This window comes from Vibrio sp. D3, from assembly GCF_043995865.1.
GTDB lineage: Bacteria > Pseudomonadota > Gammaproteobacteria > Enterobacterales > Vibrionaceae > Vibrio > Vibrio diabolicus.
Genome location: NZ_CP171886.1, coordinates 1,726,665 through 1,744,084, shown reverse-complemented (window position 1 = coordinate 1,744,084; position 17,420 = coordinate 1,726,665). Strand labels below are relative to the sequence as shown.

General features: G+C 44.6%; 17 protein-coding genes. 11 read left to right on the top strand and 6 right to left on the bottom strand.

Annotated features, from left to right (window positions below):
• The 5 genes from ACHFJ9_RS07640 to ACHFJ9_RS07620 all read left to right on the top strand — a co-directional run bounded on the left by ACHFJ9_RS07640 (position 1) and on the right by ACHFJ9_RS07620 (position 7,822).
• Positions 1-2,232 (top strand): response regulator, encoded by a 2,232-nt coding sequence (locus ACHFJ9_RS07640; RefSeq protein ID WP_258623886.1) that lies wholly within the window; start codon positions 1-3, stop codon positions 2,230-2,232.
• A complete protein-coding gene (locus ACHFJ9_RS07635; protein ID WP_395354552.1) occupies positions 2,207-3,631 on the top strand; it encodes a TolC family protein in 1,425 nt (474 codons plus the stop codon). Before ACHFJ9_RS07640 ends, ACHFJ9_RS07635 begins: the two co-directional genes overlap by 26 nt.
• A complete protein-coding gene (locus ACHFJ9_RS07630; protein ID WP_395354550.1) occupies positions 3,621-5,207 on the top strand; it encodes an ATP-binding cassette domain-containing protein in 1,587 nt (528 codons plus the stop codon). The genes ACHFJ9_RS07635 and ACHFJ9_RS07630 overlap by 11 nt, the downstream gene beginning before the upstream one ends.
• Complete coding sequence (locus ACHFJ9_RS07625) at positions 5,204-7,342, top strand: ATP-binding cassette domain-containing protein (RefSeq protein ID WP_395354548.1); 2,139 nt, start codon at positions 5,204-5,206, stop codon at positions 7,340-7,342. The genes ACHFJ9_RS07630 and ACHFJ9_RS07625 overlap by 4 nt, the downstream gene beginning before the upstream one ends.
• Positions 7,343-7,447: 105 nt before the next feature.
• Positions 7,448-7,822, top strand: a complete 375-nt coding sequence (locus ACHFJ9_RS07620; RefSeq protein ID WP_025768457.1) for a hypothetical protein — start codon at positions 7,448-7,450, stop codon at positions 7,820-7,822.
• Between the two features lie 26 nt (positions 7,823-7,848).
• Here ACHFJ9_RS07620 and ACHFJ9_RS07615 read toward each other — a convergent pair whose 3' ends face one another.
• The 3 genes from ACHFJ9_RS07615 to ACHFJ9_RS07605 form a co-directional block, all read right to left on the bottom strand.
• The gene (locus tag ACHFJ9_RS07615; protein ID WP_047008361.1) at positions 7,849-8,739 is read right to left on the bottom strand and encodes an RNA polymerase sigma factor RpoD/SigA; all 891 of its coding nucleotides are present in this window, start codon (positions 8,737-8,739) and stop codon (positions 7,849-7,851) included.
• A 321-nt stretch (positions 8,740-9,060) separates the two neighbouring features.
• On the bottom strand, positions 9,061-10,503 hold the full coding sequence (locus ACHFJ9_RS07610; protein ID WP_395354545.1) for a diguanylate cyclase domain-containing protein: 1,443 nt from the start codon (positions 10,501-10,503) through the stop codon (positions 9,061-9,063).
• Between the two features lie 142 nt (positions 10,504-10,645).
• Positions 10,646-10,987, bottom strand: coding sequence for an alternative ribosome-rescue factor A (locus ACHFJ9_RS07605; RefSeq protein WP_395354543.1), 342 nt, complete (start codon positions 10,985-10,987; stop codon positions 10,646-10,648).
• A 365-nt stretch (positions 10,988-11,352) separates the two neighbouring features.
• Here ACHFJ9_RS07605 and ACHFJ9_RS07600 point away from each other — a divergent pair, with 365 nt between their 5' ends.
• The 4 genes from ACHFJ9_RS07600 to ACHFJ9_RS07585 all read left to right on the top strand — a co-directional run bounded on the left by ACHFJ9_RS07600 (position 11,353) and on the right by ACHFJ9_RS07585 (position 13,199).
• Positions 11,353-11,562 carry a cold-shock protein gene (locus ACHFJ9_RS07600; RefSeq protein ID WP_005375625.1) on the top strand — a complete coding sequence of 70 codons (210 nt, stop codon included), beginning with the start codon at positions 11,353-11,355 and terminating at the stop codon, positions 11,560-11,562.
• A gap of 91 nt (positions 11,563-11,653) precedes the next feature.
• A complete protein-coding gene (locus ACHFJ9_RS07595) occupies positions 11,654-12,199 on the top strand; it encodes a YaeQ family protein (RefSeq protein WP_005391156.1) in 546 nt (181 codons plus the stop codon).
• Positions 12,186-12,728, top strand: coding sequence for a hypothetical protein (locus ACHFJ9_RS07590; protein WP_124007598.1), 543 nt, complete (start codon positions 12,186-12,188; stop codon positions 12,726-12,728). The genes ACHFJ9_RS07595 and ACHFJ9_RS07590 overlap by 14 nt, the downstream gene beginning before the upstream one ends.
• A gap of 111 nt (positions 12,729-12,839) precedes the next feature.
• On the top strand, positions 12,840-13,199 hold the full coding sequence (locus tag ACHFJ9_RS07585) for a glutaredoxin (RefSeq protein ID WP_053809555.1): 360 nt from the start codon (positions 12,840-12,842) through the stop codon (positions 13,197-13,199).
• Positions 13,200-13,391: 192 nt separating this feature from the next.
• Here ACHFJ9_RS07585 and ACHFJ9_RS07580 read toward each other — a convergent pair whose 3' ends face one another.
• Positions 13,392-14,018 carry an OmpA family protein gene (locus tag ACHFJ9_RS07580; protein ID WP_053809556.1) on the bottom strand — a complete coding sequence of 209 codons (627 nt, stop codon included), beginning with the start codon at positions 14,016-14,018 and terminating at the stop codon, positions 13,392-13,394.
• Positions 14,019-14,296: 278 nt separating this feature from the next.
• Here ACHFJ9_RS07580 and ACHFJ9_RS07575 point away from each other — a divergent pair, with 278 nt between their 5' ends.
• Positions 14,297-14,929, top strand: a complete 633-nt coding sequence (locus tag ACHFJ9_RS07575; protein WP_256951631.1) for a thiol:disulfide interchange protein DsbA/DsbL — start codon at positions 14,297-14,299, stop codon at positions 14,927-14,929.
• A gap of 13 nt (positions 14,930-14,942) precedes the next feature.
• Positions 14,943-15,416, top strand: coding sequence for an FKBP-type peptidyl-prolyl cis-trans isomerase (locus ACHFJ9_RS07570; RefSeq protein WP_005391162.1), 474 nt, complete (start codon positions 14,943-14,945; stop codon positions 15,414-15,416).
• 81 nt (positions 15,417-15,497) lie between these two features.
• On the opposite strand, the gene cyoE is transcribed toward ACHFJ9_RS07570, so the two are convergent.
• Together cyoE and ACHFJ9_RS07560 are read right to left on the bottom strand one after the other, a co-directional pair.
• Positions 15,498-16,397, bottom strand: a complete 900-nt coding sequence (gene cyoE / locus ACHFJ9_RS07565; RefSeq protein WP_006742059.1) for a heme o synthase — start codon at positions 16,395-16,397, stop codon at positions 15,498-15,500.
• Positions 16,390-17,409, bottom strand: a complete 1,020-nt coding sequence (locus tag ACHFJ9_RS07560) for a heme A synthase (RefSeq protein WP_256953105.1) — start codon at positions 17,407-17,409, stop codon at positions 16,390-16,392. Before ACHFJ9_RS07560 ends, cyoE begins: the two co-directional genes overlap by 8 nt.
• Positions 17,410-17,420: the final 11 nt, after the last annotated feature.

Below are 17,420 nucleotides of genomic sequence, written 5' to 3'. Positions count from 1 at the left end.
GTGAGTAGCAAACCTTCTTACAATATTTCCGTTCCTGTTATGCGCCTAAGCATTGCTTTCAGCTTGATGCTGGCTGCCCTCGCCTTTTATTTGTATGTCTCTTGGGAAAGAGTGGATTCAGTCGAGAAAGTGCAAAACGCGCCTCTGTTGGTTCAAGCTCAACAACTCAACCAAACTATCGAGTTTCATATTCAAACGCTTCAGCGCTGTTTAGCCGCACGTTATTGCAGTACAACAGAGCTTGATTTTGAGGTTCTGAAAGACGAAGTTGACCAGTTTAAGTCGCTCGCGTCACTCAACAAAACCGAGTTTAGCTTGGTGGGCGCGACCGAATACACGCAGCTTGAACTGGCAATCAATCGCTTCTCAGACAGCCCGAAAACACGCGACGATGTGTTGGCACTGTACCTCTCGCTCACCAATAACTACCTACAAATGGACGACAACTACCGGACCATATTTAACAACCATGCGAGCGACCTAATGATGGAGAAAAACGAGTTCTTCATTTGGTTGTTTGTGGTCGTTGTCGCACTGGTTGGTATCGCAGTGCTATCGAATTTGGTGGCAATCCTTAAACTGAAAAAATCCAGCTCGAATGAGCGCGACATTGACCAAGAATTCGATGGGCTTTATCAAGAGCTCAAACAACTGGATTTACAAAGGTTGGAAGAGTTGCTGAATGAAGTGAGCATCAATCCGAAGCAGCGTCAGATCTACTCTCACCTAAAACTGATTTTCAGCAAACTCGAAGAGCAAAAACGCAATAACGATCTGTACAAACAGCTCTATGCTCTGATTGGTTACGAGATTCGTGGCATCACCAACACCATTAACGGCGGCGTGCAATACCTCGTTCAAGAGACCGATGAGAGCGGCGTGTTGATGGCGCAAGATATAACCTCGGCTGCCAATACCTTGTCTGAATTGGCAGAGAACTACAACCGACTCATTTCACAAGGGACCGAGAGCAAATCGAAAGAGTTTTCACTGCTAAATGTACTGTCTGAATTGATGATTCACATAAGTTCAAAAGTGCAGCGAAATGAAGGTGAGTTAGACTGTTTTATCTCGGACAACTTACCAAACCGTGTTGAAGGGCAATCCACCAGCTTGTTCTGGGTGTTGTTCCTACAGCTATCGAACGCCATCCAACTCAAAGCCGATAAGAAACTGTTTGTCACCATTGAATCTGGGGCGGCCTCAGACATTGAAAATACCCGCTTGACCATCAATCTAAACTTCTTAACCACACTGGATGTGCCGTTTGCCAAGCTCAATACTCTACACTGGAGCGACCATAAACAGCACACTGCAACCAAAGACGATTTGGCAAAAAGCGTGTTGAAAGATTATGGCTATTACGAGAGCCATTGGTATCAATCGGGCAATCAGGAACGTTTTCAAATTCAGCTCGATTTAAAAGCTAAGAGCTTCCACACAGAGAAAACTCGCTTCGACAATAAACGTTTGTTGCTATGTGCCAACTCTCAGCTGCGCATTGATGTGATGAACAAAATGTTAGTCAACTTGGGCTTAGAGATCACACCAATTCGCACCCCGAACGAGCTCTTCTCTGCTGCAAAAACCTTTGGCGAATACGATGCTATCATGCTGACCGACACGTTCGAGCCAAACAAGCTGCCCTCACTGAGCAAAACGGTGAAGTCGCAACTGCGCAATCACCCGAACACCAAGTTGCTGCTTTCGGTCACTAGCACTCAGCAAGCACAAGAGAGCCATACCTTTGTCGACAAGATTCTGAACTCTCCTGCGATTCCGTATGAGTTCATCCCTAACCTATTGGCAATCATGGAAGCGGAAGCCTCAGAAGATCAGATGGAGAACAGCTCATTCCTGATTGTGGAAGATGACCGTGTTCAACAGATTCTACTCAAACGTATTTTGAGCAAGCAAGAATACGAAGCCGATACCGTTGGCGATGGCGCAGACGCCGTTCAGCACTTCATGAACCAGCGCTCGGATATCATTTTTATGGACTGCATCATGCCGGGCATGGGCGGTATTGAAGCAACCAAACGCATTCGACAATACGAACAAGAGAGCGGACAAAACCCCTGCACCATCATAGGTGCGACAGCATTGACCAGCAGTAATGAACACCAAGCTTGTATCGAAGCTGGAATGGATTACGTGATCAGCAAACCTTATAAAAATGACGAAATCATCAAGGTGATCAACAAGTATGTGGCGGTACAGAAACTTAACTAGCTGCGTATTGGCAGCGCTTACATTGAGCAATGCTCCTTCGGCAATGGCGACCACCTTGCTTGAGGCGGTCAAACTCGGCTTGGAAAACAACTTATCTCTGCGCGCTAGTGACAAAGGCGTGGAAGAAAACGAATACAACATCGACATTAGCCGTTCTAAGTTTCTGCCCTCTTTAAATGGTGCCGCTGATACCACATGGAATGAGAACGAAACCATATTAACGGGAACACCGGATACACGTTCTAGCTACAACTCAAACAGCTACAGCGTGTCTTTATCTCAATCAGTGTTTAACCTTGGCGACATCTTCAAATACGGTACCGCGAAGCTTGATTTCAACATTGAAGAAATCAAACACGAGAACAAAATCCAGAGCACCATTTCTGAAATCGCGACGCAATATTTCGAGTACCTGAAAAACAACGCGCAAATCAAAGCCACCAAAGTCGAGCTTAAATCGTCTGAAACACGTGAGCGCCAAATGCGTCGCAACGTGGAGCTTGGCAACACTGCGGCGAGCGAGTTGTATGAGGTGATTGCTCAGAAAGAAGGCATTGCCAATCGCTTAAGAACCTTAGAGAAAGACCGACGCGTAATTTTGAACGGTTTGGAAATTCAAGTTCAATATCCAGTCACCCCATCGCAGGATATCTACGAAAGCGTACCCTTGGCAGAAATCAGCGAGTCCGAACAACGCGCAATTCTTGAACAAGCTTTGAAGCTCAATAACGATTTATTGGTTGCGAAGAAAACCGTAGAACGCAGCCGAAGAGGCTTGAAAGAAAGCGGTTCAAACTTTGTGCCGACTGTATCGCTCTCTGCCAGCTACCGTTACGATGATGCGAACAACTTTGACCGAACCGACCCAACCGCAACAGGGGGCAGTAACTCCACCAGCGTCGGTTTGAACTTGAATGTGCCGATTTTCTCCGGCGGCTCGGATTACTACGGTTATCAAAAATCGTCGACTGCCATCGAGCGAACCGAGCTACTGTACCAAGATTCGTTGTTCACGACGCGCAATAGCGTTAACACCTCGGTACTCAACATTAATGACTTCTCCCGAGCGATTAGCAGCTACGAGAATATTATCCGAGCCAACTACGCCTCGTACAAAGGCATTCAGCGCGCTTACCAGCTTGGTACGCGAACCATTACCGACTTACTGGCAGCGGAAAGTAAACTGTTTAGCGCGCTACGTGATTACGAGAGCGCGCGTTATGACTACATCATTGAATCGATCAATCTTGAGCAAATCAAAGGCATGCTATCGGTACAATCCATCGAAAGCATCATGCAGTTGATGAGCGATATCGAAGGCAGAAGCAATCAAGACTTAGTTCCAAAACACCTTCTCTCCAAACCATCGATTAAGAAAGGAGGTCGCAATGCAAACTGAGCATTTTTCCCAAAAGATTAACTTTGCTGACAAGTGTTATCTGACTTTCTCCACGGTCATCTCGACGCTGTTTGGTTTAGTGCTGCCCTTTTCGATTCTGATTATCTTTGACCGTGTTTTACCTAACCAAGCCAAAGACACGCTGTTTCTTCTGTTTGCCATTATCTTGATCACCATCTTCCTCGACTATCACTTAAAGAATCAGGAAGAGAAGATTTCGTCGGTGATCATGAAGCAGTTCGAAACCAACTTAACCAACAAGGTGTTTCAATCCATCTGTTTGGCTGAGATATCGAAGTTTCGTCGCCTAGAACCCGGTGAATACCTAGAGCGTATTGCCACCATTCCAGAGATTAAATCCTTCTTTGGCGGAGAATCTGTACGGGCATTCATCAACCTTGCAGTCAGCATACTGACCATTCTGATTATCGGTCTGATCAACATTTGGGCGGGAGTGACTATCTTGCTCGCCTCCATCGTTTTGGCCGTGTTCGCACTCAACCTTTCCAAGCAAAAGATCAACAGCCTAGAGAACAAATCCGACATCGAAGGCTTAACCACCTCAAAAATCATCGAGATCATCTCTAGCCCACTCGATATCAAAGCACGCAATATGGAATATCGCGTCGAAAGCTTGATGACACAAATGGTGGAAGAACGTGAAGTCGAGAACATCAAATACGAGCAGATCGAATCAAACTTCAGCCTTATCTTGTCGCTCATACAACAGCTCTCCATCGCTTGTGTGGTGGTAGTTTTGGCAACGGCCGTTATCAACATGCAATCGAGCCAAGGCATCATGGCTGCCATCATCATGCTTACCAACCGTTACTTCGCCCCATACCAGCAAGTGATGCGCACGGTGAGCCGCTGGGAGTTGAACAAGCTTCATATTCAACGTATCGCCGAGTTGCTTGAGCTTGCTGCGTCTGTAGAACAACAAAATGACACGACAGAAGTCGAGCGCATCTCGGTGAAGTATTCGGAAAAACAACGCATTGAGTTTGAACTCGGTCAGGCTTACTTGCTGACGGGGAAAAGCGGCGCAGGCAAAACCCATCTTGCCAATTGCATTACTCGGCAAAACACCGACAGCAAACTGGACATTCAAATCAACGAGACACCGCTCGATGACGTTAATTACAACGTCTGGCGCAATAGCGTGCTCATGGTCGACAAAACCAGCTCGTTCGTCGAAGGGACCATCATCGACAACCTGACTTGTTTCCGCCCGAGCTTAAACAACACCGCATTTGCGCTTTGCGAAACCATGAACATAAAAGCACAAATCGATGCCCTTCCCGCGGGTTTTTACACCGAGCTCAAAGGGCACTTACGCAACCCATTCTCGCGCCAAGTTGCTTATGCCTTGCTGCTAGTGCGTGCCTTGCTTGCAAACAAACGTGTGTTGATCTTCGACGACATCGACTGTGTTTATGACGACGACTTTGCTCGATTGGTTTTGACCAGTACCGCCTATCGCGCCAACGACAAAATCCTAATCATCGTCAGCAATAAGATGGACAAACTCAATCATCGCCTCAAACGCGTCAAACTTACCGGAGGTGACCAATGAGTATTTTGGTTGATTTCAATAATGTCCCTCAGCGCTTGTTAGACTTTGAGGCTCGCAGTTATGACGAGCGATACAATCAGTCACCTTTGATTCGTGGTTTAGCTTACACCCTCATTGCGCTTGAATGGGAAGGCACACCTTCTATCCTCAGCGATGCTTTTATCCCTAAACCAAAAGACAGCGACAGTTTTATTGCCACCATTGAACGCCTTGGTTACCGTTGCGACGTCACCAAACTAAAAACACTGGAGCACATCGAGGGGCACCCTCATCCTTGTTTTATTGAGATAGAAAACCTCACTGCGATTTTCTTGGGCACTAAAGACGGCAAATTGATCCTGTTTGATTACACCAATAACAACACCATTGAATACCCGCTCTGCAAGAAGCCATGTTTGTTGGTCTCGATCAGCGAATACTCCCGCTTGTTCCGAGAGCCACCACCAGAATCTCAAGACCGCAGTAACTGGATTAAATACGCGTTTTATCGCTACAACAATGAACTCAAGAGCCTGATTATCCTCAGCTTCGTGGTCAGTATTCTCGGCGCACTCCAGCCCTTTTTTATTATGAGTGTGTACAACTTCGCCTTGACGTCTAGCTCGCAAGCCACACTTTATTGGCTCACTTTATTTGCTGTGATTGTTGGGTTTTCGGAATACTTTTTCAAGAAAATGCGGGTCAACATCATCGCCACATCAGGGAAGGATTTGGCGGTGCATATTTCTCAAAACGTAATATCCAAACTGTTGTGGCTTCCTTATTCGATGACATCCACCGCAGGTGTCTCTTCTCAGTTAGCGCGTTTGAAAGACATCGACACTTTCCGCCGCTTGGTAACCGCAGAGTCAACATTAAGCTACTTCGACATGCCGTTTGTTGTCGTATTCATTATTGCCATTGCTCTTATGTCTGGTACCGCGGCGCTAGTCGTTATGGCTGGGTTGATTCTAATGTTGGTGTTCTGTGTTTATTCTCGTTACATCTACTCGCAAGCCACGTCCAAGAGCTCTCGCGCCAACGCCATGGTTTCTTACCAATGGAATGAGATTCTTCGTGGTATAAAAACCATCCAAGGCTTGCCATTGTTGCGTGTTATCCAGTCCCGCTTTAGCGCATCGCATTTACAAAGCACCAACGATGCAGAACATGTTTCAGTGACTAATAGCAGGGTTCAGGCAGCAGGCGGGAGTTTGATTCAGGTGATTGGTACCGCAAGTATCGTCGCGGCCGTTATCGGCGTGATGGACGGTACCTCCGATGCAGGTGCAATGCTCGCTACCGTAATTTTAGTCTGGAAGGCGTTGGGGCCTATTATGGGCATCTACAACTCTATTTCTAAGTTCCAATCCATTAAGGCGTCTTCTGCGCAAATCAACAACCTTATGGCGATGAATGACGATAAGCTAACGTTAGAGAAAAGCCCCCCTATTCGCCTCTTTCAAGGTAGTATCGTCGGCTCTGGTGTGAGCCATCGTTATAGTGGTGCAGCAACAGGCTTAACTAATCTTGGTTTTAAAATTCCACCGGGCGCAAAAGTCGTGATTTGTGGACCAACAGGTTGCGGTAAAACGACGCTCATTTCTATTATCGCTGGGCTAGAGGAGCGCTATCAAGGCTCAGTGTCGGTGGACGGTTATAACATCAAACAGTTCAACAGCTATCGCTACCGAACCTCGATTAACTACATCCCGTTTAACCTGCATATTTTTGAAGGCTCCTTGGAGACTAACTTCATCTTGCATAATGGGTTAATCCCAACAGAAAAAATGCGTGAAATGGTGAGTTTCTTTGAGCTCGATACATGGTTGCCACAAGGCCTGGGCACTCAATTGAGCGTTGATATCTGTAAAAGTTTACCAAATGGTATTCAACAAAGACTGCGGCTCGCATTAGGGCTAGGCAACTGCGAACAATCTTTGATTATCATTGACGAGCCATTTAATGGTGCAGAGCAAGAAAACTCGCACTACTTCAAGCGGTTATTCAGCGACAAACTACTCAATAAGACCGTTATTTTCTCAACGAATGATCCGGGTATGATCTCTACATCCCATATGAGCTTAGTCTTGGAGCCAGATGGCAACTTGAAGTATTTCGGGTTAACCGATAAGTACTTAAAAAGTCTAAGTTAAGTTCGGAATGTGGTGTGGTTCATCATTCATACTTGAGCACGGCCATTGACAAAAATGTAAACGATGAGACTATTTACTCTGTAAGCGCGTACACTAAGGAATCCGATGTATACATTTGTTGCAGACAAATTGGATGTGGTTTATTTATCAACAATACCAGAAAACTACCAGTTACAAGACTTCGACGTGCCTGAAGAAGAACTCGAAATTCGTGAAATTGTAGAGGTATGGTATGAGTGTGCGTTTCTTCCTGACTTTAACCTTCAACACATCGACATCGAAAACAAAACTGCATTGGTCGAGACACAAGCGCAAGTCGTAAACAACTACACTAGTACGCTCGCTTTTTTACTAAAAAGTCGTGCTTATCGTGCCGCACTTAACCGATTATTGAGTGTATGGAGATTGGAGGCAGCAGCTAAAGCACAGCTTGAGCTGCTGTTACTTACGGAAGAACAGAGTAGCAAGCCAGTAAATTAATCGGCTAGGATAAGGGGCTAAAAATCTCAAACCCAACCATCGAATCGGAGACGTTTCTGCACGCGTTCAACCGCCTCTATCTGCATCTGACGAACACGCTCGTTAGACACGTTTAGTAACAGGCCTATTTCAGACAAGGTTTTCACTCTCTGGTCAAATAATCCAAATCGATGGATCAAGACTTTCTGCAACTTGGTTGGCAAGGTTTTAATAATATTTTCAATAGCTTGAGTGAAGAACTGGTTTTCACAGTCTTGTTGTGGATCTGGCGTATACTCACTTTCACACAGTTCAAGAACAAATGGAACACGATGTAGGTCCGCAGTGGTCGATACATCAATAAAACCACTAAGAGCAACAAGTTCATCTATACGCTCTGCTTTCACCCCTGAGCAGCGTGAGAGTTCAGAAATAGACAACTCCTTGCTCTCACTTTTTGACGCATCGAGCTTTTTTAAAGCCAGGCTATTTATCTCTTTGCACACATGAGCAGGTAAACGTACCGTGCGGCCATTGTTCATTAATGCCGCTTCTATATTCTCGCGAATCCACCATACCGCATAAGTAGAAAAACGGTAGCCTGGCTCAGGATCGAACTTATCGACCGCTTTTATTAAACCAATATTACCTTCTTCTATTAAATCGAGCAGAGTAAAGTTATTGCCTGGCCGTTTGAGGTAGCCTTTTGCGATTTTCACAACAAGTCGAAGATTAGACTCAATCAACATTTCGCGCGCTTCTTCATCACCAGCTCGATTAAGTTTGGCGTAATGCAACTCCTCTTCACGAGACAACAAATCAATCCCCACAATATCTTTGAGATAGTGAGCATAAGGGTCTTTCCCAACTGACAACGATTCTTTCATTGACAGTTCATCCGTGACAGCTCGGAACCTAGCAAAGCATTCGTTGTTCATTCCCCGTCCTTCTAAAGCCAACTTATTTCTTATCTTCTTTAATTGTTTTTGTACAACACTATATGCATCATTATTTATATTACACTGAGTGTAGACAGGGGTTCTGATCTTTACCAAGAAATCGCTTATCACTTTAAAACAATTACTGCTTCTATGATAAAAACGTGAGCAGGCGGGGGTTATATATGAAAGTGCTAGTATTTGTACGCAAATTGGCCTCAAAGAAAATAACGCAACGTGATCGTCAACGCTTACCACGTTACTCTGACTAAAACTTTGAGGCTTGAGGATGATTTGAAGTATCAGTTGAATTAGCGAGACCTAATTCACTTGACGAAGCTCAGGTTGAACCTGGCTGTCTGTTATGACTTGAAACACCGCGCGATTTTTACCTTCAGACTTACCTTGATACATCAGTTGATCAGCGTCTTGTAAATTCACGATATGAGTAAATTCAGGGTAGTATGCGCAGCCTAAGCTAATGCTCAAATGAATCGCTTGCCCACCAAGGATAATAGGTTGTTCGTACACGGCTTTGCAGAGCATTTGAGCAAAGTTGCGCGCTTCTCGCTCAGAGAGCGATGCCGTCACGAGTGCGAACTCTTCTCCGCCAATTCTCGCCAATGTCATACGTTCATCAGTCATTGATTTTGCTGTTTCAGCCACGGCCACTATCGCTCTATCTCCGACAAGATGACCGTATTGGTCATTAATTGATTTAAAATCATCAATATCAAATACCATTACCGTCAAGCTTCGCTGCAAGTGATTCAAGAGCGCCAATTGTTCAATCAAGTGTCTACGGTTGTAGAGTTTTGTTAGGGAATCCGTTAACGTCATCTCCAGCAATTGCTGGTTAGCAATCGTCAATTGTCTTGTGCGCAGCGCAACCATGCGTTTGAGTGCGAAGATATGATACAGCGTCGCGACCGCCATAACGAAAATCGCAATAGGTAGGAGATAAAGAGGATAGACCGTTTTCACCACACTCCAGCGATTGAGGATCCTTTCTCGATCTGTATCGATAACTTTTTCAAACGCTCGAGAGACATCCAAAATGGAAGCAGAACTATGCAACCCTGCTGCAATCCGAAGGTCTTTACTATATAAATTTATTACAGGAACAAACATGCCTGCTCCCGGCATAGTTGCCATATAAAAGTTAGCTACTTGAAGGTCCGCGACGAAATACAGCACCTTCTTATCGACAGCGGCCTGTATCATCGTGTCGTTATTAATGTACTCTGCAATAGGCGCATTAGGATAATTCGTCTTAATAAACTCAGACTCGTAACTTCCTTTAACGACACCAATTGGCAACGTCATTTCACCAGCTAAAACACTTTTGACATCAATCGAAAGCACGTCTTGATTGACATATAATTTAGTTTGAATGGGCATGATAACTGCGCCAAAATCCAAGTAATCGGCTCTTTCCGATGAGTAAACCAATCCCGCGTGAAAGTCAGCACGCCCCTCTTTTACGGCCTGTAAAGAAGCCTCCCAATCAAGAAGCAGAAACTGAACATCAATTTGGTTGTCCGCCGCATACGCTTTCCAGAAGTCGACCAAAATGCCTTTGGGTTCACCGTCTGGGCTAAGGTAAGAGAATGGCTTCCAAGCTTTGGAGTTAGCAACAATTAAAGAATGAGACTCTGACTTGTGCGCGTACGTCATCGGGCAAATAGACAGCCATAGTAGTAACAAAGAAGCACACGCTTTTGTACACTTGCAACCATAAGTACCATAACTCGTCGATGACATACCTACTTCTCACCAGTCTTTTTAAACCATAATCTCGGCTGTTTTGTCTGATCTAAAGATATAGCAGAGCGGTGTCGGACAGGAAGTGGCTCCTATTGATATGAATCTAACTTAGTAGGTTTTAGTACTTATTTGGTACTTTTCAGCGTCTAGTTTTAAGAAGAAAGCTAGCCAGTACAAAGTGAGAGAAGAACGACTTAACGAACACTAAGCCATTGAATTTGAATAGTTTGATAAAAACCAGCATCAATAAAAAAGCCCTATTCAAAATCCACATCGGGGAGAACTTTGAATAGGGCTCTTTGCCTCTATGCTTCATTTTCCGACTGAAGCTGCCTTTACCTTTTTTCGCTTTTACGACACGTGTTCTGAACAATTGACTGGTAACAACCGCTTTTAACGCATTGTCCTTGATTTCACCTCTGCCGAAATCGGTCTCGTGTTGTAACTCATTCGGCTGAGGACTGGTTTTAGGTTTTGCCATAAATCCTCCTTAATGGTCGAACCAGATTGGACAATAATTATATAAATAAGTCAAATTTATAGATTTAGTTGAATTTTATGCTGAAAAACTTCACATCACCGTCATTTATTTGAAATTTAATCAAAAACATGCTGGTTAAATAGTGACTAAATACAAATATTTGTCCATAAAGCACTAATATATGTTGACTCTTCGTGGAATTAACCTAGACTCAAACACGGCTAGAAAGAAAGTTCTTTGTTTTCACATTTCGTTGGATTACTTGTAACCCGTCGTCCTGTGGTACGCAATAGCAATTTATTTTTCCACGCTATAAGCGCCGTTGAGGCGAAAGATTACATTATTTAGATATTTAGGAAATAGACATGTCTAACACAGCTACTGGCACAGTTAAGTGGTTCAACGAAACTAAAGGCTTCGGTTTCATTCAACAAGAAAACGGTCCTGACGTATTTGCTCACTTCTCTGCAATCACTGGTGACGGCTTCCGTACTCTAGTTGAAGGCCAGAAAGTAGAATTTGTTATCTCTCAAGGTCAAAAAGGCCCTCAAGCAGAGCAAATCAAAGTACTTTAATTCTTAAAGAATTTGATACGATAGCCAGCTTCTAAAGCTGGCTATTTTTTTGTCTATAACTTATTTTTGCCAACAAAAACGATATAAATCCATGGCTCTTAAACCGACTATTTATAAATTTCGTATCGCCATTTCCGATATGAATAACGACTATTACGATTCTAAAAATCTAACTATCGCCCTTCACCCTTCAGAAAAACCTCAACGAATGCTGGCTCGTGTTTTAGCTTACTGCTTAAACGCTCAAAGTAATTTAGAGTTTACGAAAGGGCTTTCTACAATTGAAGAGCCTGATTTATGGCATGTTGGCGATGATCAAAGCATTACTCACTGGATTGAAATTGGCGAACCAGAACCAGAAAGAATCAAGAAAGCCTCTCGCCTAGCAAAACACGTGAAAGTCTACACTTATAACACTAAAGCGACGGTATGGTGGGATAAAATGTCAGGAAAGTTCTCAATGCTTCCCGTCAACGTAGAAAGCTTTGACTACGACGCTATCGACTTGATTTGTCAGCACCTTGACCGAGGCACTAGCCTTTCTGTTATGATTACCGGCAGCTCTATTTTTGTTGATATCAACGATCAACACGTCGAAGTAACGGTGAAGGAACTAAAAAGCCATGACGTCTCTTAGTGAACTGAGTCAAGAGATGGGATTCAAAGAAATTCCCTTCGTTAAAGAACATAAAGCGGCAAAGCGACGTTGGTTAAAAGAACAGTCACAACTGTTTACAAAAGTTTGTGAGAACAAACCCGCCACGGCGCCTACTCTTCACCTGCTTGGTCTTTTGACTAAGTCGCATATTGAAGCCAGCGCTAACTATGAGCAACATGCGCATTCTGCCCAGCAAATGCAGCAAGTGCTGACTGACTCCTTGGGTGATGAGCACGCGGATAAGTTCACTAACCAGTCCGCAGAAGACCTTATCTTGATAACCCACCTTTGGCTTTATACTCAAGGCTATTTGAATATGGACTTTAGCTTGGCGCACGATCATGCCGAGCAAACTCAGAATACATTGCAACACGAGCTTGTTGTAAAACGCATGGATGTTGATGCATTCAGAACCGAACTGATGCAAAGCTTTTATCTAGGTAGAGAAGCCAGTCCAGCTTCGACTAGCGGTTTTTGGGGCAGGTTAAAACGCCTATTTTCCGCATAAAATACATGGTTTTATCCATTTCAAACAACTGATAGACTTCACGCTCAATGCAACAAGCATCATTATTGCATTTTTAAAGGACAATTACCCAATGAACATCAAGGGATCATTATGAAGTTTATCCGTTGGATTTTAGGCAAGGTTATCTTATTGCTGAACGCCGTGTTCTCACCTCGTGGTATTAAACGCAGTGCAGAAGAACAACAACGTATTGATGAAAAAGCAAAGCAATACGCACTTTACCAATTTGAAGCTTGCCCTTTTTGCGTAAAAGTCCGCCGTGCAATGAAGCGTCAATCAGTGAACATTGAGCTACGTGATGCAAAAAATAACCCGACTCATCGAGCTGAACTGGAGCAAGGTGGTGGACGAATTAAAGTCCCTTGTCTGCGTATCGAAAAAGATGGCGAAACACAGTGGCTATACGAGTCATCTGACATCGTCGCTTACGTTGAAAAAGAATTTGCCTAAGTTCCCCCTATGAACATTGGCGGATGTAAAAGAGGCACCATACAGGTGCCTCTTTTCTATTCAGTCTAGCTGCTCGTTGCTATGCCTAGCCTTTGGGTTCACTCTTCTTGCTCATTCCCAGACGGAAACACCAGTAAACACATAAGGGCTCAGTGAAAACGACACGACGTAGTTTATCGACCAGCCACCGCCTTACTCATCAACGATCAGCGTTAGCTCTACGCGTCGATTACAAGCTTTGCCACTGGCTGTCGCATTGCTGCACTGCGGTACATACTCGCCAAAACCTCTAGAAAACACGCGTTGACGAGGAATACTCGTCGCCAGCAGTTGCTTTTCCACTTCACGAGCTCGTTTTTCTGACAACGTGTCATTAAAGCTGGCGGCTCCCGTGCTATCGGCATGGCCATCGATCACGACATCCACATCCGTTCTTCCTGCTAGATAGTGACCAATGTTTCGAATCCAGTCTTGAGATTGCGCTGATAACTGAGCAGAGCCAGTTTGAAAATGCACTTGCTCTTTCAAACGTATCATTAAGTGACCGCCACTGAGTGTCTCATGAGGAATATTGTGCCTGTTCAGAAACATTTCCAGAGAGGTCACATTTTGCGACTTTTTTACTGATGCCCTCTCAGTCTGATACGTGCGAGGTGAAGAAGCCACACTGGAGGCGCTCGGATAGCCCCACTCAGGATGTCTCAGCTCGGTGTTTGTTTTAGGAGCTGTATCTAAAATGTTCCCGCCAGGAACCATGTCTTGATCAAGGCTACTGCACCCAGTCAGAATGCCGCAAACAATTAAAAACCACTGCTTCATACCACTACCAACTTAGAAAAACTCTTGTCCATTGTGTCGACAAAACACGCCAAATCTTTAGCGCTTTTATCCACCGATTGGTTTGTATATGCAGCGTTCATGCCACTGGAATCAATATCAAGTATCTCTCAAATAAAAAGCGATGCCAAAATATCTCCCTGCAGCCTACACATCAGGAAAAGTCTGTTACCAATCGTCTCACTTTATTGTTATTTAATGGTTTTAGTCACTATCGTTAACCGATAAACTAACGCAAATTTCTTACTTAGAGCATTATTATGTTAAAAACCATATCGAAAGGCTTTGCTGTGATTGCCGCCATGATGGCCTTGTCGGCATGCGATAGCGGCAACGCTCAGCCTCAGCAAGGCAAGCAATACGAAGTTTTGCCTGTATCTCTTCAAGAATATGATTTGGCGCCATTGACAGAAGCTTTTGCCCTAACTTGCGGCCACTGCCGTTCAATGGAAGAGTTTGTCCCTCAAATCGAATCGCTAACTGAGCAAAGCGTTGAAAAAATGCATGTAACTTTCAATGAAAGTGCACAAGTAAGCGCCATCATCTTCTACACTGCAGTCATGCAGCTAGAGTCGACACCTGACAAAGCATTTATGGCGGATCTTTTTGCTGCCGTACAAATGGGTCCTGATGCAACTGCTGAGGAACGTCAAATCGCCGTAGAGAAAGCCTTTGAGTCTCGCAACCTTATCAGCCCTTACCATTTAGATGAAGCACAGCAAAAAACGCTGTTTGAGTACATCACTAAGGCAGAAGCGATCACGACTCGCGGCCAAATTAACTCCGTTCCAGCCTTTATCGTTAATGGAAAATACCAAGTCATTACTAGTGGTCATGACAGCGTCGAAGCCATGGCAGAAACCATTAACTATTTGCTAAAACAACCTAAATAGACAAGGAGCTTACGTGTCTAAATTTTTGTTTCCTCTCATTATTTTCATTCTGGCGGGCTTTTTCATTTACCGTACTTGGACAAACCATAAGGTAGCGGATGAAAACTTTGCGAAAGGCCAAGCATTCTTACTCGAGAATGCGAAGAAAGAAGGCGTCATTACAACAGAAAGTGGTCTTCAATATATTGTTCTTGAAAAAGGCGAAGGTGAGGTTCACCCAACCGCGACAAGCAAAGTCAAAGTGCACTACCACGGCACGTTGATTGATGGCACTGTGTTTGATAGCTCCGTTAATCGCGGTGAGCCAATTTCGTTTGGTCTTAACCAAGTCATTAAAGGCTGGCAAGAAGGCCTACAATACATGGTCGAAGGTGAAAAAATCCGCCTTTTCGTACCAAGCACGCTCGGTTATGGCAAAAGTGGCTCAGGCCCAATTCCACCAGCAAGTGTTTTGATCTTTGATGTTGAATTGTTAGAGATTCAATAACTCTAGAAACTTTGCATTAAAGCCAAACTATCAAGACCAAAAACGCCGCGAACCACGCGGCGTTTTCTGTTTAAAGAGAGGCTACAAACCAATATAGTGATCCGAAAGCAATGCAATGAACAACGCAAAAAGGTGATAGATAGAAAATTTAAACGCCTCCATCGCGGTATTGGGCTCTGGCGCGTATTTTAGCTTCCATGCATGGTACATAAAGCCAGCGTTAAGTAGTAACGAGGCAAAAAGATAAACTACGCCGACCATTCCAACCAACACCGGCAGCACACAAACCAACGTCAACAACACCGTATACAACAGAATAGAAGTTTTGGTGTACTCGATACCATGTGTCACAGGCAACATTGGAATATCCACCTTACGATAGTCCTCTACGCGATGAATTGCGAGTGCCCAAAAGTGTGGTGGCGTCCAGATAAAAATGATCATCACAAGCAGCCAAGCATTCGCATGCAACTGCCCTGTTACGGCAGTCCAACCGAGAAGAGGCGGCATCGCACCCGCAATACCTGCAATTACGATATTTTGGGGCGTAGCGCGTTTGAGGTACATGGTGTACACCATCGCATAGCCGAGTAAACTCATCAAAGTCAGCCATGCCGTCAGTGGGTTGACCAGAGCATATAAAAGAACAAACCCTATGACGCCTAAAGCCGTCGCAAAGGTTATCACCGATAACGGCTTAGCTTCACCCGATGGCAACGGACGTTTGTGTGTGCGAGCCATTCTCGCATCAATGCGGCGGTCAATCAGGTGATTAAACGCTGCCGCGGAGCCTGCCATCAAACCAATGCCTGTTAGGCCAACCGCCGCCTGCAACCAAGGAAACTCAGTAACAGGCGCTAAACTCATCCCGACAACGGCTGTCACCAGCATTAATGCGACTACTTTAGGCTTCGTTAACTTCAAATAAACGGAACTTAGTCGCTTTCGCTCATTTAACGACAGTGCGATTTCTTTACTCATAGCGAACTCCTTTCGCGGTGTAACTCCAAGCTTTTTTGCCCTGCCACAAATAAAACTGACTCACACAAACAAGACTCAACATAATGGCGGCACCCAAGTTATGTGCCACGGCGACATAAATAGGAAGTTGGAATACAACGTTGCTCACGCCCAACATAATTTGACACGCTAAAGTGAGTAGTAACCATCCTCCAATGCGCTGTGAATGATGGGAATCTTGCCTCATGAGCATAATGCTATAAGCCAATACGACAGTGGCGGTGACAATCGCACCGAGGCGATGCGTAACATGTATGGTCATTCTTGCGGGATACTCTAATACACCAAACTCGTAATTCTCGAATCCGGTTTGCCAGAAAGAAAACGCCTCTTTCCATGAGAGATAACTCATCCAATCTCCCTCACAAATCGGCAGTGAGGTGCACATGAGCGCGGCATAGTTTGACGAAGTCCACCCTCCTAGCAGCACCTGCATAAAAACAACCAGAAAAACCAATAATGAGAAGCCTCGCAGCGAGCTGGAAGATGGAGAGAAATAGAGATTATTTTGCGCTTTTAACTGACAGTAAAAAATCGCCTGCAGAACCAGTAAAGTAAAGCCACCAAGCAGATGAAGCATTACGATAACTGGCATTAATTTGAGCGTCACGGTCCACATCCCCAAAAGTGCTTGCCCGACCACCAGTACACTGAGCAGCATCGGAATAGTAGGATTCACACGCTCAGACCTCATTGATATCACTGTCATAGCAAAAATGACCAGACCCAGCGTTCCCGCAAAATAGCGATGAATCATTTCAAGCCATGCTTTCTCATGCTCGACAGCCCGTTCAGGGAAATTAAGATTGGCACGTATTACGTCTTCTTCTTGATGAGGCACACCAAGGTGCCCATAGCAGCCGGGCCAATCAGGGCAACCTAACCCTGCATCAGAAAGGCGAGTATACGCGCCTAACATGATCACCACGAAAGTTAGGAGCAAACTGAATTTAACCAACTGAATTAACTTCATATACGCCCCTT